Origin of the sequence: Mycobacterium sp. DL, assembly GCF_039729195.1 — a bacterium.
Taxonomy (GTDB): Bacteria; Actinomycetota; Actinomycetes; order Mycobacteriales; family Mycobacteriaceae; genus Mycobacterium; species Mycobacterium hippocampi_A.
Genome location: NZ_CP155796.1, coordinates 2,413,337 through 2,427,635 on the forward strand (window position 1 = coordinate 2,413,337; position 14,299 = coordinate 2,427,635).

Sequence of the window (14,299 nt, forward strand, 5' to 3'; positions counted from 1 at the left end):
CACGGTCAGTCGTCATCGTCATCGCCGTCACCACCGCCGTCATCCCAGTCGTCATCCCGGTCATCGTCGTCGTCCCAGTCGTCATCCCAGTCGTCCCGGTCGTCCCAGTCCGCACCGCCGCCCTGAACGCCGGGATTCACCGTCGGCGCCTGGGTGTGCGCGGGCGGCGGAGGGGGCGGAACACCCTGTTGGTCGGCGGTCACGCGGGGGGCGGGGGCCGGATCGGCAGTGGGCGGAGCCGGATCTGCTGCGGGCGGGGGCGGGGCGGTCACCTGTGGAGCGGTGACCTGGATGGGCCGCAGCGGTTCGCTGTCGGAGCTGGGCACCACCGACAGCGTCGTGGCGCCGATTCCCGCCGCCAGGACGAGGACGATGGCGCCGATCAGGGCGATACGCATGTCCTCGAGGGTGTCGTGCGGGTGTGTCGCCGAGGTGAGACGGAGATGAGAGGGCTCTCATCTCAGCGCTCGGCCAGGACGGTCCATTCGATGGGTGAAGCCGAGAGCACCCGTCCGGTGGGACGGATGTAGGTGTCGCGGAAGTAGCTCGGCCCGGCCTGCTCGACGAGCCGCCATCCGTACTCGGCCAGCAGTTCCCCGACCTCCTCGGGCACCAGCCCCGACTTCCACACCTGGGTGCGCTGCCGGAATCGTCGAAACACCGCCTCCGCGCCGTAGCGCTGCGTCCCGTCGATGAAGTCCTGCCGCACGTAGGTGAAGATCAGGCGGCTGCCCGGTGCGGCGTCGCTGAGCTGGCGCAGCGTCTCCCGCACCGCCTCCGGGGTGAGGTACTGGGTGACGCCCTCCCAGATGAAGAACGTACGGTCGCCGCCGCGGTACCCGTGCGCCTCCAGGGCTGGAATCAACTCGTCGTGCTCGAAGTCGACCTCCACGAGATGCACCGATGCGGGGGCCGCGCCGAGCGCCCGTTGCACGACAGCGGCTTTGTGTTCGATGTTGACCTTCTGGTCGACCTCGAACACCGGCAGTTCGCTGTGCCGGGCGATCCGATACGCCCGGGTGTCCAGCCCGGCGCCGAGCACGACCACGGTGTCGAATTCGATGATCGGGTCCGACAGGCGTTCGTCGATGTAGCGCTTGCGGCAGGCGATGCTGGCCCACAATCCGGGACCCGACCGGTCCACGGCGGCCAGCGCAGTCCGGCGCACGGCATCGAACCGGGTCAGCCGCACCAGCAGGCGGTAGCGGGCCGGCAGGAAAGACGCCGCCAGGTCGTCGTCGACCAGGCGGCGTTCCGTCGGCTCGTTGTGCTCGATCGCCGACAGCACGATGGGCCCGAAAGCCGTCTGCGCGGCCGGGTTCCGAGGCTGCGTCATCGTGTCAACGCTTGTTCACATACCCCGCGTCGACGGGCAGCGTGATCCCGGTGACATAGCGGGCGGCGTCCGAGACCAACCAGAACACCGCGTTGGCGATGTCTTCCGGTTCCAGCGCCTGCACCGGAAGTGCGTTGCCCATGTCCGGACCCCCCTCGCTCTCCTGCGCCATGCCCTCCAGCCACGACCGGGTGAAATCGTTGTCGATCATCGGGGTGTTCACTCCTGCGGGGTGCACCGAATTGACCCGAATGCTGTACTGCGCAAGGAAGTTCGCGTACACCCGCATGATCCCGACCATGCCGTGCTTGGCGGCCGCATAACCGACGGACCCGCCGACCGGCGCACCCAGGCCCACCAGGCCGGCGACCGAACTGATCAACACGATCGAGCCGCCGTTGCCGAACTTGACCATCGGTTTCATCGCGACGTCGACGGTGTTGTAGACGCCGGTGAGGTTCACGTCGATCACGTCCTGCCACGCGCCGGCGCCTGCCATCGGAGCGATCCCGGCGTTGGCGACCACGATGTCGAGGCGGTCACCGAGTTTCTCGGTCCCCTCTCGCACGGCGGCCTTCACGGCGTCGCGGTCTCGGACGTCCGCCTGGACGGCCACGATCCGCGAGCCGGCCTCCTCGACGAGCTTGACGGTCGCGGTCAGGTCGTCGGGGGTGGCCAGCGGGTACGGCACCGAGTCGATCTGCTCGCAGAGATCGAGCGCAATGATGTCGGCGCCCTCGGACGCCAGCTTCACGGCGTGTGCGCGGCCCTGGCCCCGGGCAGCGCCGGTGATGAATGCGACCTTGCCGGTGAGCTCACCCATGGTGCGCAGACTACGGCCGCAGCTGACCCTTGGCGGGATCACCCGCCACCACCGGCTGCAGCATCTTGATGTCGGGGGCTCCGTCGAGGTGCTCGCCGATGGTGCCGAACAGCGTGGCCACCGCGGGCGCGGTGCTGTGGGCGGTCAGCGCATCGGTGTCGGCCCACTGCTCGACGAACACGAAGGTGCCGTCCGCCTCGTGCAGTGAGTACAGGTCACAGCCCGGCTCGTTGTGCACCGCCTCGATGGCCTGCTTGCACGCGTCCCTCACGGCGTCCACGGACTCAGGCTTGGCGGTCATGGTGGCGACGACGACTATCGGCATGGGTGCGGGCTCCTCGATCTCGGCACTGAGTTGGACAGGTGTCCACCTTATTACGGTGCGAGTGGATCCGACGTGGCAGGGCGCGTCGCTCGGGTCACGCTGGGATCACGGATCGACACCTCGTTGTTACCTGTGTGGCAGATGGTGCAACTGGGGCGTTTGGGACTAGGCTTACCGGCATGGCGAGTAAGACCGCGGCCCGATCTGCAGCACGTCCGACCAGGTCAAAGGCCAGTTCGCGGGGTGGTGCGCGATCATCCAGACCTGCCGCCCCACGGCGCAAGCCGGCCCGCCGGAACCCCTCCGCGGTGTCGGCAGCAGGCACCGCGGTCGGTCGCGGCATGCGTGCCGGCTGGCTGATGGTGGCGAAGGGCGCCGGGGGCACCGCTCGCTCGGTCGGCCGGGCGCGCGAAATCGAGCCCGGACATCGCCGCGACGGGGTCGCCCTGGCACTGCTGGGCCTCGCGGTCGTCGTCGCCGCGAGCTCGTGGTTCGAGGCCGCGCGACCGGTGGGTGAGTGGATCGACACGTTCCTGCGGGTGCTGATCGGCTCCGCGGTGGTGCTGATCCCGATCGCACTGGCTGCGCTCGGCATCGGGCTCATGCGTTCCGAACCGGACCCGGAATCGCGCCCGCGGTTGATCCTGGGGACGGCGATGATCGTGCTGCCCGCGCTGGGCCTGTGGCATCTGTGGGCGGATTCGCCGCAGGATCCGGTGGCCCGTCAGGGTGCGGCCGGCTTCTTCGGCTTCGCGATCGGCGGCCCGCTCTCCGACGGACTGACCGCGTGGATCGCCGCTCCGCTGTTGTTCCTCGGGGTGCTTTTCGGTGCCCTGCTGGTCACCGGAACGACCATCCGCGAGGTCCCGAACACGGTGCGGGACATGTTCTCCACCCGATGGCGCTCGGAATACGACGACGAGTACGACGAATACGACGAGTACGACGACGAAGTGGGCGACACCGAGGAAGCCGAAGACTTCTCCGACGGCTACTACGACGATCCGGACGGGTACGGACCGGACGAGTCACGGTCGTGGCCGTCGGCCGCGGCAACCCAACCGTTGGCCCCGCTGGCGCTGACTGCCGGACCCGCGGGCACGCCGCTGGACAACTACCCGATCGAGGAAGACGCACCGACGCTTCCCGAGCCGGCCACCCGCTCGCGGAAGAAGAAGCCCAAAGCGGAGCCGATGCAGCTGGATCGGGTGGTGGAGGGCCCGTACGCGCTGCCGTCGCTGGATCTGCTCGTCGCCGGCGATCCGCCGAAGATCCGAAGTGCGGCCAACGACAAGATGGTCGAGGTCATCGGCTCGGTACTGGATCAGTTCAAGGTCGATGCCGCGGTCACCGGATGCACCCGCGGGCCGACGGTCACCCGCTACGAGGTCGAGCTCGGCCCGGGCGTCAAGGTCGAGAAGATCACGGCGCTGCAGAAGAACATCGCCTACGCCGTGGCCACCGAGAGTGTCCGGATGCTCGCCCCGATCCCGGGCAAGTCGGCTGTCGGCATCGAGGTGCCCAACACCGACCGCGAGATGGTGCGGCTGGCCGACGTGCTGACCGCCCCGTCGACCCGCCGTGATCACCATCCTCTGGTGATCGGGCTGGGCAAGGACATCGAGGGCGACTTCATCTCGGCGAACCTGGCGAAGATGCCGCACCTGCTGGTCGCCGGTTCGACCGGTTCGGGCAAGTCCAGCTTCGTCAACTCGATGCTGGTGTCGTTGCTGGCGCGGGCCACCCCCGAAGAGGTCAGGATGATCCTGATCGACCCGAAGATGGTGGAACTGACCCCCTACGAAGGCATTCCGCACCTGATCACGCCGATCGTCACCCAGCCGAAGAAAGCGGCGGCGGCGTTGGCGTGGCTGGTCGAGGAGATGGAGCAGCGCTACCAGGACATGCAGGCCAACCGGGTGCGGCACATCGACGACTTCAACTCCAAGGTGCGCTCCGGTGAGATCGTCGCACCGCTGGGCAGCGAACGTGTCTACAAGCCGTACCCCTACATCATCGCGATCGTCGACGAGCTCGCCGACCTGATGATGACCGCGCCCCGCGACGTCGAGGACGCCATCGTGAGGATCACCCAGAAGGCCCGCGCCGCGGGCATTCACCTGATCCTGGCAACCCAGCGCCCGTCGGTCGACGTCGTCACCGGCCTGATCAAGACCAACGTGCCGTCCCGACTGGCGTTCGCGACGTCGTCGCTGACCGACAGCCGGGTGATCCTCGACCAGCAGGGCGCCGAGAAGCTGATCGGTATGGGCGACGGGCTGTTCCTCCCGATGGGAGCCAACAAGCCGGTCCGGTTCCAGGGCGCCTACATCAGCGACGAGGAGATCTACGCCGTCGTCGCCGCGTGCAAGGACCAGGCCGAACCCGAGTACACCGAAGGCGTCACCACCGCCAAGGCCGCCGGCGAGCGCACCGACGTCGACCCCGACATCGGTGACGACATGGATGTGTTCCTGCAGGCGGTCGAGCTGGTGGTGTCGTCGCAGTTCGGGTCCACCTCGATGCTGCAGCGCAAGCTGCGGGTCGGCTTCGCGAAGGCCGGCCGGCTGATGGACCTGATGGAGACCCGCAGCATCGTCGGCCCGTCAGAGGGGTCCAAGGCACGTGAGGTGCTGGTCAAGCCCGACGAACTCGCGGGAACGCTGGCATTGATCCGCGGCGGCAGCGACGCCGCGGGCGGCGACACCGACGAGCCCGACTTCTAGCCCACCCGGGCCTGCGAGTCACCGCACCGACTCACCGGCTCATCAATCGCCGAGGCTGTATTCCGCGCGGAAAAATACGACAAAAGACCGCGTGGATTACAGTCTCGGCGGGGTCAGTCAGAGGGTCAGCAGCATCCGGGTGTTGCCCAGGATGTTCGGCTTGACGTAGGACAGGTCGAGGAACTCCGCCACGCCGGTGTCGTAGGAGCGGCGCATCTCGTCGTACACCTCCGCGGTGACCGGGGTGCCGTCGATCTCCTCGAAGCCGTGGCTTCCGAAGAACTCGACCTCGAAGGTGAGGACGAAGATGCGCTGCAGGTGCAGTTCGGTGGCGACGGCGAGCAACCGGTCGACGATCGCGTGGCCCACGCCGCGGCCGCGCACCTTGGGGTGTACCGCGACAGTGCGCACCTCGCCGAGATCGGACCACAGGACGTGAAGGGCTCCGCATCCGATCAGCTCGCCGTCGAGTTCGGCGACCCAGAACTCCTGCACCGATTCGTAGAGCGTCACCAGATTCTTCTCGAGCAGGATCTTCCCGGAGTAGATGTCGACGAGCGACTTGATCGCCGGCACATCGGACGTCCTGGCGCGCCGTAGCACGAGCCGACCGGCGGGCTCATCCGGAACTGGGCTCACACACCGAAGAGTATCGGCACTGGCAACCAGTATTCTGTGGCGGTGCCGGGACAACCACATACCGATCCCGTGGTCCCGCGCGCTCGGGTGGCCAATCTCGCCAACGCCCTCACCGGTGTGCGACTCATCCTGGTGCCGGTTTTCCTCGTCGCGCTGTTCGTGGGCGACGGGCATGAAACATATTGGCGGGTAGTCGCATTCATCATCTTCACGGTGGCTGTCATCACCGACCACTTCGACGGGGCACTGGCCCGCAGCTACGGCATGGTGACCGAGTTCGGCACGCTGGCCGACCCGATCGCCGACAAGGCTCTGATCGGCGCCGCGCTCGTCGGACTGTCACTGCTCGGCGATCTGCCGTGGTGGGTGACTGCGGTGATCCTTGTCCGTGAGGTCAGCGTGACGGGGCTGCGACTGGCGGTGATGCGACGCGGCATCATCCCTGCGAGTCGCGGCGGCAAGCTCAAGACACTGGTTCAGGCGGTTGCGATCGGGCTCTTCATCCTGCCCCTGTCGGGCGGCTGGCTGACCGGGGCCTGGGTGATCATGATCACCGCGGTGGTGCTGACGGTGATCACCGGCGTCGACTACTTCGTCTCGGCGGTGAGGGACTCGCGTGGACGACCCGCTGGTCAATGACGATGCTCGCGCGCTGGTCGCCGACCTGACCGTGCGTCGGGAGACCGTCGCCACCGCGGAATCGCTGACCGCCGGTCTGCTCGCGGCCACGCTTGCCGGAGTGCCCGGCGCGAGCGTCGTGCTGCGGGGCGGTCTGGTGACCTACACCGTCGACGCCAAGGTCGAGTTGGCGGGTGTGGCACCGGAACTGCTCGACGACGTCGGTCCGGTGGCCGAGCCCACGGCACGCGCGCTGGCCGTCGGCGCCATGCACCGGTGCGGTACGACATGGGGCGTCGGGCTGACCGGCGTGGCGGGCCCCGAGCCCCACGGCGGGCACCCGGTCGGCACGGTGTTCTTGGGGTTGGCCGGTCCGGTGGCCACCGATGTGGTCGAGCTGACGCTCCACGGGTCCCGCTGGGACATCCGGCTGGCGGCGGTGCAGGCGGCGATCAGCGAGTTGCGCCTGTTCATCGCCCGATCCTGAACCGATGTCGGATGCTCCGGCGATCATGGGCCCGGATCGGGAACCATCTCGGCGACATCGAGCGTTGGGCTAGAGAGCCAAGCGATTGAGGAGAACGCGATGACGGCATTGCTGCGCGAGGTGATCGGCGACGTGCTGCGTCGTTCCCGCGTCGAGCAGGGACGCACCCTGCGCGAGGTATCGGATTCGGCGCGCGTCAGCCTCGGGTACCTGTCCGAGGTGGAACGCGGCCGCAAGGAAGCCTCGAGCGAGTTGCTCAGCGCGATCTGCGGAGCCCTCGACGTGCCGCTGTCGCGGGTGCTGTCGGAGGCCGGGGACGATCTGGCGATCGACGAAGCGCGTGTTGCGATCACACCGGTCGTCGAGCCTGCCGGCACCGCCGGCATCGACGCCTCCACCAAGGTGGTCATTCCGCAGGTCGTGTCCATGGCGGTGGCCTGACCCCGACGGGCCTGTGCAAAAGACCCGCAGGGGTGTGGTGATCTGCGGGGAACCGATAAGTTGGGTCCAAGGCACTTCCAGGTACAGCTGACACTGTTCGAACACACAGACACGTAAGGCGGAGCGAACCGATGGCCAATCCGTTCAGCAAGGCATGGCGCTACCTCATGGCGCTGTTCAGCTCGAAGGTCGATGAGTACGCCGACCCCAAGGTGCAGATTCAGCAGGCGATCGAGGAAGCCCAGCGCCAACACCAGGGACTGACCCAGCAGGCTGCACAGGTGATCGGCAACCAGCGGCAGCTGGAGATGCGGCTCAACCGGCAGCTGGCCGATATCGAGAAGCTCCAGGTCAATGTGCGCCAGGCTCTCACCCTGGCCGACCAGGCGACCGCGGCCGGCGATGCCGCCAAGGCCACTGAGTACACCAACGCCGCGGAGGCCTTCGCCGCACAGTTGGTGACCTCCGAGCAGAGCGTCGAGGACCTCAAGGGTCTGCATGATCAGGCCTTGCAGGCCGCCGGGCAGGCCAAGAAGGCGGTCGAGCAGAACGCCATGATGCTGCAGCAGAAGATCGCCGAGCGCACCAAGCTGCTCAGCCAGCTCGAGCAGGCGAAGATGCAGGAGCAGGTCAGCTCGTCACTTCGGTCGATGAGCGAGCTGGCCGCACCGGGCAATACGCCCAGTCTCGACGAGGTGCGCGACAAGATCGAGCGCCGCTACGCCAACGCGATCGGCTCCGCCGAGCTGGCGCAGAACTCGGTGCAGGGCCGGATGATGGAAGTGCAGCATTCCAGCGTTCAGATGGCCGGGCATTCACGGCTCGAGCAGATCCGCGCCTCGATGCGTGGCGAGCAGTTGCCCGCGGGTGGCCAGGCCACGCCGGCCACCCCCGCCCAGGCGCCGGCAACCCCGGCGGCCAACCCGAATCCGACACCGGAAAACCCGCTGTCGCAGTAGTTTCGACGAGGACGCTGAGTTGTTTCGATGAGCACACACACCGGCAGACCGCAGGCTTGGCGCTCCCTGGCGCAACGCGGGGTCGACACCGCCGCGGACTGGTCGGGCGTGCTGGCCGACAAGCTCAACGCGGCCGCCGACCCTCGGGCGAAGCTGTTGCGCAAGCGGCGGTGGGCACTTCGGCTCGGCGTCTTCCTCACCGTCTCGGCGCTGTTCTGGGTGGGCGTGACGGCCGTGCTGGCGTCCTGGAGCACCCCGGTCTGGGCGTTGTTCATCCCGGCACCGATCGCCGTCGGCGCCGCGTTCCTCGCGACACTGGCGTTCCTGCGTTACCGCTGGCTGCGTGGCGAACCGCTGCCGCCGGAGCGGAACCGGGCGGCCCGGCGGTTGCCGCCGTCGGGGTCGGCGGCCCGTGCGCCGATGTCGGCTCTGGCGACCTCAGAACGGGGACTGAGTTCGCTGCTGGGCGTCATGGAGCGGGGCCGGATGCTGCCCGCCGACGAACTGCACGAGTTGAGGACTGCCGCGGACATGACGGTGGCGACCATGTCGGCCACCGCCACCGAGGTGGTGTCGATGGAGCGAGCCATCAACTCGGCGCCGCAGTCGCGGGCCCACCTCGCGCCGACGATCGCCGCTTTCAGGTCCCAACTCGACCGCGGTGCCCATCAATACAACGAGATGGTCACCGCCGCAGCGCAATTGGTGTCGGCGGCTAACTCGGGCTCGATGTCGAGTTCGCCGATGTCACAACGGCGCTACCGCGACGAGCTGGTCCTGGCCACCGACCGGCTGACCGGTTGGGCGCAGGCCTTCGACGAACTCGGCCGACTGCGCGGTGCGTAGCCTGCGCTCGGGTTCATCAGAAGGTCGGGCGTAGCGACGGGAACACCGACGCGGCGACGGCCCGCAGCGGAGCTTTCACGAGGGTGTCGAAGAAGTCGAAGTAATCGCGCCACAGCGTGACCTTGCCGTCGTGCACCTCGAACGTGCCACAGACCCAGAACTGGAGCCGTAGCGGCCCGATGATGATCGCGTCGGTGCGCTCGGTCAGCACCGTCGTGCCGTCTTCGGCGATGCGGTGGAACTTCACGGCGAACCCGACCTTGCCCTCGCCGCGTCGCAACACCTTCATGATCCGGGCGCGACCGCGAATGGACGGCAGGCCGACGTTCTGCCAGATCAACTCGGGCGCCGCGAGCGACTCGACGGTGTCGAAGTCTTCGTCGGCCAGAGCGAACAGGAACGCCTGCACCGTACGGGAGTTGGTCGCTGTCGTGGTGAGCAGTGCCTCGTCGGTCATCGCCTGAGCCTAACGGCGGATGCTGTGGCAGGGTAGCCCGCATGCGTGTCGCCGTGGTCGCAGGACCCGATCCCGGACACGCCTTCCCGGCGATCGCGTTGTGCCTGCGCTTCCTTGCCGCCGGCGACGAGCCGACGCTGTTGACCGGCAGGAAATGGCTGGATGTGGCGCGTGGTGAGGGCATCGACGCCGTCGAACTCGACGGGCTCGATCCGACGGCCGAGGACGACGATGCAGATTCCGGTGCCAAGATCCACCGGCGGGCCGCGCGGATGGCGGTGCTGAACACTGAGCGGATCGGGGACCTGGGGCTCGATCTGGTGATCTCGGATTCGATCACCACCTGCGGCGGACTGGCTGCCGACCTTTTGGGCCTGCCGTGGATCGAGCTGAACACCCATCCGCTCTACCGGCCGTCGAAGGGCCTTCCGCCGCTGGGCAGTGGGCTGGCGCCCGGCACCGGTCTGCGCGGCCGGCTGCGGGACTCCGTCTTGCGGGCTCTCAGTGCGCGTTCCTGGCGTGCCGGTCTGCGCCAGCGGTCCGAGGCGCGTGTCGGGATCGGCCTTCCCGCCGTCGATCCGGGCCCGCTGCGTCGCCTCATCGCGACGCTGCCCGCCCTGGAGGTGTCCCGACCTGACTGGCCCGCCGAGGCCGTCGTGGTGGGCCCGCTGCATTTCGAGCCGACGACAGCGGTGTGGCAGCTGCCGCCCGGGGACGGTCCCGTCGTGGTGGTGGCGCCGTCGACCGCCAACACCGGGGCCAGTGGGCTCACCGAACTCGCACTGGAGACGCTCGTGCCCGGCGACGTGCTGCCGAAGGGCGCGCGCGTGGTGGTGTCGCGGCTGGAAGGACCGGAAGGGCAGATCCCGCCATGGGCGGTGGTCGGGCTCGGACGGCAGGACGAACTGCTGTCCCGCGCGGATCTGCTGATCTGCGGTGGCGGCCACGGAACCGTCGCAAAATCACTGCTCGCCGGCGTGCCGATGGTCATCGTCCCCGGCGGCGGCGATCAATGGGAGATCGCCAATCGTGTTGTGCGGCAGGGGAGTGCGCAGCTCATCAGGCCGCTCACCCCCGACGCGCTCGCGGCGGCCACCCGGGAAGTGCTGGGCACACCACGCTATCGGGAGGCCGCGAGGCGGGCCGGTGCCGGTGCCGCGGAGGTCGCCGATCCGGTACGGGTGTGCCACGACGCACTCGACCCGTCGGCGTAAGTTGGGCCTGTGCGGCTGACGGAATTCTCTGAGCTCGTGGAGCGCCAGTTCGGTGCGATTCGGGCGTCGTCGATGTTGGTCGACCACGTGCTGACAAGCCTGGGTGGTCGCACCGGGGCCCAGGCCATCGAGGACGGGGTGGATCCCCGCGAGGTGTGGCGGGCGCTGTGCGCGGACTTCGAGGTCCCACGCGATCAGTGGTGAAAATGTCACACACTGCTGTCCAGGCTCGGCAGCGCGACGTTGACCAGTGTCAGAGTCCGTTGGGTCGCCGCTTCGAGGTCGGTGACCTCTGCGGCGGTCAACGGTCCGCAGATCCAGTCCCAGTGCGCAGCCACCATCTGCCCACGCTTCGGCGCGGGCGCCAACGACGCTCCGTTCCTGCGCCACCGCACCTGCTCGGCGGCCGGCGGACCTAGGCCGAGCGCACCGGATTGGAAAGTCAGCGGCCGCGAAATGATCACGGCGTGATCGTCGCGGACCTCGTCAACGAGACCCCAGCGAATCCTGCAGTCCTGCATGACCTTCAACGGCGTGGTGGGGTCGCGATCCAGAAAACGCGCCCACGGGTACACCACGAAGACGTGAAAGCTGTGATTGGCCACGGCGTTGTCAGGCGCGACCTCGGCGAGCAGGCCCGTCACCTGGCGACTGAACGCATCCCGGAGTCGGGCCAGCAGCGCCGAGGGATCGACGTGATCCAGCAGCTGCCCGCCCACCCAGTAGCTGCGTACGACCTGTTCGTCGAGGGGATCCGGCCGGCCGGCCGCATCGGCGATGGCGCGGAGGTAGGGCCATGCGCCGTCGAACTCGCGGGCATAGTCGGCCAGCTCCGTTACATCCCGGCCGGGCAGGTTCCCGGTGCCGGGCGGGCCGCAGTACCCGAGTTCGTTGGGCGGGTAGGCGTACCTGGCAAACAGTGCGTGTCCAGGATGGGCACGGCCGCCCGTCGCCGCCATTCAGCAGATCCGTGGAAGTTGTTCGCCGATGGGCAGGTCGACAACCCGGGTGCCGCCGAGTGCGGTACGCGCCACCACCATCCCCGGGTGTTCGGCACCACAATCACCGATGATCGCGGCGCCGCCGCCGTGGGGGTGGGCGTGCATCGCGGCGAGCACCCGGTCGGCGTCTTCGGGTGCGACGAAGGCGATCAGCTTGCCTTCGTTGGCGACATAGAGCGGATCGAGGCCCAACAGTCCGCAGGCGTCGCGAACATCGCCGGGAATGGGAATGGACCGCTCGATCAACGAGATTCCCACACCGGCGGCTTTGGCGATCTCGTTCAGCGTCGCCCCGACGCCGCCCCTGGTGGGGTCGCGCAAGGTGTGGATGTCGGCGCCGGTGTTGATCATCGCCGCCACCAGACCGTGCAACGGTGCGCTGTCGCTGGCGACGGCGGTGCTGAACTCGAGACCCTCGCGGCAGCTCATCACGGCCACCCCGTGCACGCCGATATCGCCGCTGACGATCACCACATCACCGGGGCGAGCCCGCTCGGGGCGGATGTCGGCGCGCTGGTCGACCAGGCCGATGCCCGCGGTGTTGATGTAGACGCCGTCACCGTGCCCGGAGTCGACCACCTTGGTGTCACCGGTCACCAACCTCACCCCGGCCGCCAGCGCCGCGGTCCCCACCGCGTGCGCGACCCGCGCGAGTTCGGCCAGTGCCGTGCCCTCCTCGAGGATGAACGCGGTGGACAGCGCCATCGGCTGAGCTCCGGCCATTGCCAGGTCGTTGACCGTGCCGTTCACCGCCAGATCGCCGATGCTGCCGCCGGGGAAGAACAACGGCTTGACCACATACGAGTCGGTGGAGAAGGCCAACCTCTCGGAGCCGACCCGCAGTACCGCGGAGTCGCCCATCGCGGCGTCCGCCGCCGAACCGAATGCCGGCAGGAACAGGTGCTCGATCAGCTCGGCGGACATCGCCCCGCCGCCGCCGTGTCCCATCAGGATGTTGGGCGCATCCCGCAGAGGTGCGGGGCACACCCACGCTTCGATGTCGATCGCCGTCGGTCCGGAAGTCTCAGGCATGCGTCACCTCCAGCCGGCGGTACAGGTAGTAGGCCGCGCACGCGCCCTCGGACGAGACCATGGTGGCGCCCAACGGGTTCCGCGGTGTGCACGATGTGCCGAACGCCGAACATTCGTGCGGCTTGATCAGGCCCTGCAGCACCTCGCCCGACCGGCACACCGCCGACTCCTCGGTGTGGATGTCGGTGACCGCGAACCGGTGCTCGGCGTCGAAGTCGCGGTACTCCGCGGACAGCCGCCAGCCGCTCGACGGGATCACCCCGATGCCGCGCCAGGCCCGGTCCGTCACGTCGAACACATCGAGCAGCATCGCCTTTGCAGGGGCGTTGCCTTCGGCCCGCACCGCACGTGGGTACGCGTTCTCCATCTCATGTCGCCCGGACTCCAGTTGCAGCACGGTGCGCCGGATACCCTCGAGGATGTCCAGTGGCTCGAAGCCGGTGACCACGATCGGAACGGCATATCTGTCGCACAAAGGCGGGTATTCGGCGGTACCCATCACAGAGCAGACATGGCCTGCGGCCAGGAACGCCTGCACCCGGCAGGTCGGAGACTCCATGATCGCCGCGATGGCGGGCGGGACGAGCACGTGCGATACCAGAAGCGAGAAGTTCCTGATGCCAAGACGTTTGGCTTGATACACCGTCATCGCGTTGGCGGGGGCGGTGGTCTCGAAACCGATCCCGAAGAACACCACCTGCTTGCCGGGATTGTCCTTGGCGATGGTGAGTGCATCCAGCGGTGAATAGACCACCCGCACGTCGCCGCCCTCGCTCTTGATCCGGAACAGGTCCTTGCCGCTGCCCGGAACCCGCAGCATGTCACCGAACGAACAGAAGATCACGTCGGGCCGGGACGCGATTTCCAGCGCTTTGTCGATGATCTCCAACGGCGTCACGCACACCGGGCAGCCCGGGCCGTGAATCATCTCGATCTCATCGGGCAGCAGCTGGTCGATGCCATGCCGGATGATCGAATGGGTTTGTCCACCACAGACTTCCATGATGGCCCACCGCCTACTGGTCGCCGCCCGGATTTGATCGAGTAGCTTTCCCGCCAGTTCAGGATCGCTGAACTCGTCCAGATACTTCATCGCGTCACCTCAGGATTGGTCAGGCCCGCCTGCTGCGCGGCCAGGTCGAACCCGTCGCCGAATTCCTCCCGGAGCACCCCGAGACGCTCGAACTCGGCCAGAGTCTGGATCGCGGATTCCTCGTCGAGACGCTGAATCGCGAACCCGACATGGACCACCACGTATTCGCCCACCCGGGCGTCGGGTATGTACTCCAGGCAGACGTCCTTTTGGACGCCGCCGAAGTCGACAACCGACATCAGCGTGCCGTCGCGGTCCACCAACCGCAGAATCTTTCCCGGTACGGCCAGGCACATGAGACG

18 protein-coding genes are annotated in these 14,299 nt (G+C 67.9%); 8 read left to right on the plus strand and 10 right to left on the minus strand.

Features of this window, described 5'->3' with window-relative positions; genetic code table 11:
- Nucleotides 1-5: 5 nt before the first annotated feature.
- The 4 genes from ABDC78_RS11620 to ABDC78_RS11635 all read right to left on the minus strand — a co-directional run bounded on the left by ABDC78_RS11620 (nt 6) and on the right by ABDC78_RS11635 (nt 2,484).
- Nucleotides 6-398 carry a hypothetical protein gene (locus ABDC78_RS11620; RefSeq protein WP_347133436.1) on the minus strand — a complete coding sequence of 131 codons (393 nt, stop codon included), beginning with the start codon at nt 396-398 and terminating at the stop codon, nt 6-8.
- A gap of 62 nt (nt 399-460) precedes the next feature.
- A complete protein-coding gene (locus ABDC78_RS11625; RefSeq protein WP_178358613.1) occupies nt 461-1,336 on the minus strand; it encodes an SAM-dependent methyltransferase in 876 nt (291 codons plus the stop codon).
- Between the two features lie 4 nt (nt 1,337-1,340).
- Nucleotides 1,341-2,159, minus strand: coding sequence for a mycofactocin-coupled SDR family oxidoreductase (locus ABDC78_RS11630; protein WP_178358612.1), 819 nt, complete (start codon nt 2,157-2,159; stop codon nt 1,341-1,343).
- Between the two features lie 10 nt (nt 2,160-2,169).
- The gene (locus tag ABDC78_RS11635) at nt 2,170-2,484 is read right to left on the minus strand and encodes a putative quinol monooxygenase (protein ID WP_178358611.1); all 315 of its coding nucleotides are present in this window, start codon (nt 2,482-2,484) and stop codon (nt 2,170-2,172) included.
- A 65-nt stretch (nt 2,485-2,549) separates the two neighbouring features.
- On the opposite strand from ABDC78_RS11635, the gene ABDC78_RS11640 reads away from it, so the two are divergent.
- Nucleotides 2,550-5,210 (plus strand): DNA translocase FtsK, encoded by a 2,661-nt coding sequence (locus ABDC78_RS11640; RefSeq protein ID WP_347133497.1) that lies wholly within the window; start codon nt 2,550-2,552, stop codon nt 5,208-5,210.
- A 117-nt stretch (nt 5,211-5,327) separates the two neighbouring features.
- Here the strand turns inward: ABDC78_RS11640 and ABDC78_RS11645 are convergent, their stop codons facing one another.
- Nucleotides 5,328-5,849, minus strand: a complete 522-nt coding sequence (locus ABDC78_RS11645) for an amino-acid N-acetyltransferase (RefSeq protein WP_347133437.1) — start codon at nt 5,847-5,849, stop codon at nt 5,328-5,330.
- A 42-nt stretch (nt 5,850-5,891) separates the two neighbouring features.
- Between ABDC78_RS11645 and pgsA the strand changes: the two genes are divergently transcribed.
- The 5 genes from pgsA to ABDC78_RS11670 all read left to right on the plus strand — a co-directional run bounded on the left by pgsA (nt 5,892) and on the right by ABDC78_RS11670 (nt 9,200).
- On the plus strand, nt 5,892-6,488 hold the full coding sequence (gene pgsA / locus ABDC78_RS11650) for a CDP-diacylglycerol--glycerol-3-phosphate 3-phosphatidyltransferase (protein ID WP_178358608.1): 597 nt from the start codon (nt 5,892-5,894) through the stop codon (nt 6,486-6,488).
- A complete protein-coding gene (locus ABDC78_RS11655; RefSeq protein WP_178358607.1) occupies nt 6,466-6,954 on the plus strand; it encodes a CinA family protein in 489 nt (162 codons plus the stop codon). The genes pgsA and ABDC78_RS11655 overlap by 23 nt, the downstream gene beginning before the upstream one ends.
- Nucleotides 6,955-7,053: 99 nt before the next feature.
- On the plus strand, nt 7,054-7,395 hold the full coding sequence (gene clgR, locus ABDC78_RS11660; RefSeq protein ID WP_178358606.1) for a transcriptional regulator ClgR: 342 nt from the start codon (nt 7,054-7,056) through the stop codon (nt 7,393-7,395).
- Between the two features lie 131 nt (nt 7,396-7,526).
- Entirely contained in the window at nt 7,527-8,354 is an 828-nt protein-coding gene (pspA, locus tag ABDC78_RS11665; RefSeq protein ID WP_178358605.1) for a phage shock protein PspA, read from the plus strand.
- 27 nt (nt 8,355-8,381) lie between these two features.
- Nucleotides 8,382-9,200, plus strand: coding sequence for a hypothetical protein (locus ABDC78_RS11670; RefSeq protein WP_178358604.1), 819 nt, complete (start codon nt 8,382-8,384; stop codon nt 9,198-9,200).
- 16 nt (nt 9,201-9,216) lie between these two features.
- Here ABDC78_RS11670 and ABDC78_RS11675 read toward each other — a convergent pair whose 3' ends face one another.
- Nucleotides 9,217-9,657 (minus strand): limonene-1,2-epoxide hydrolase family protein, encoded by a 441-nt coding sequence (locus tag ABDC78_RS11675; RefSeq protein WP_178358603.1) that lies wholly within the window; start codon nt 9,655-9,657, stop codon nt 9,217-9,219.
- A gap of 41 nt (nt 9,658-9,698) precedes the next feature.
- Between ABDC78_RS11675 and ABDC78_RS11680 the strand changes: the two genes are divergently transcribed.
- Together ABDC78_RS11680 and ABDC78_RS11685 are read left to right on the plus strand one after the other, a co-directional pair.
- Entirely contained in the window at nt 9,699-10,871 is a 1,173-nt protein-coding gene (locus ABDC78_RS11680; protein ID WP_178358602.1) for a nucleotide disphospho-sugar-binding domain-containing protein, read from the plus strand.
- Nucleotides 10,872-10,880: 9 nt separating this feature from the next.
- The gene (locus ABDC78_RS11685) at nt 10,881-11,075 is read left to right on the plus strand and encodes a DUF3046 domain-containing protein (protein ID WP_178358601.1); all 195 of its coding nucleotides are present in this window, start codon (nt 10,881-10,883) and stop codon (nt 11,073-11,075) included.
- A 5-nt stretch (nt 11,076-11,080) separates the two neighbouring features.
- On the opposite strand, the gene ABDC78_RS11690 is transcribed toward ABDC78_RS11685, so the two are convergent.
- Genes ABDC78_RS11690 through ABDC78_RS11705 form a run of 4 tightly spaced genes read right to left on the minus strand, consistent with a single transcriptional unit; the run spans nt 11,081 to nt 14,293 of the window.
- Nucleotides 11,081-11,830 carry a DUF6390 family protein gene (locus ABDC78_RS11690; protein ID WP_178358600.1) on the minus strand — a complete coding sequence of 250 codons (750 nt, stop codon included), beginning with the start codon at nt 11,828-11,830 and terminating at the stop codon, nt 11,081-11,083.
- A complete protein-coding gene (gene hypE / locus ABDC78_RS11695) occupies nt 11,831-12,904 on the minus strand; it encodes a hydrogenase expression/formation protein HypE (protein WP_178358599.1) in 1,074 nt (357 codons plus the stop codon).
- The gene (hypD, locus tag ABDC78_RS11700) at nt 12,897-13,997 is read right to left on the minus strand and encodes a hydrogenase formation protein HypD (RefSeq protein WP_178358598.1); all 1,101 of its coding nucleotides are present in this window, start codon (nt 13,995-13,997) and stop codon (nt 12,897-12,899) included. The genes hypE and hypD overlap by 8 nt, the downstream gene beginning before the upstream one ends.
- Nucleotides 13,994-14,293, minus strand: coding sequence for a HypC/HybG/HupF family hydrogenase formation chaperone (locus ABDC78_RS11705; RefSeq protein WP_178358597.1), 300 nt, complete (start codon nt 14,291-14,293; stop codon nt 13,994-13,996). The genes hypD and ABDC78_RS11705 overlap by 4 nt, the downstream gene beginning before the upstream one ends.
- Between the last annotated feature and the right edge of the window lie 6 nt (nt 14,294-14,299).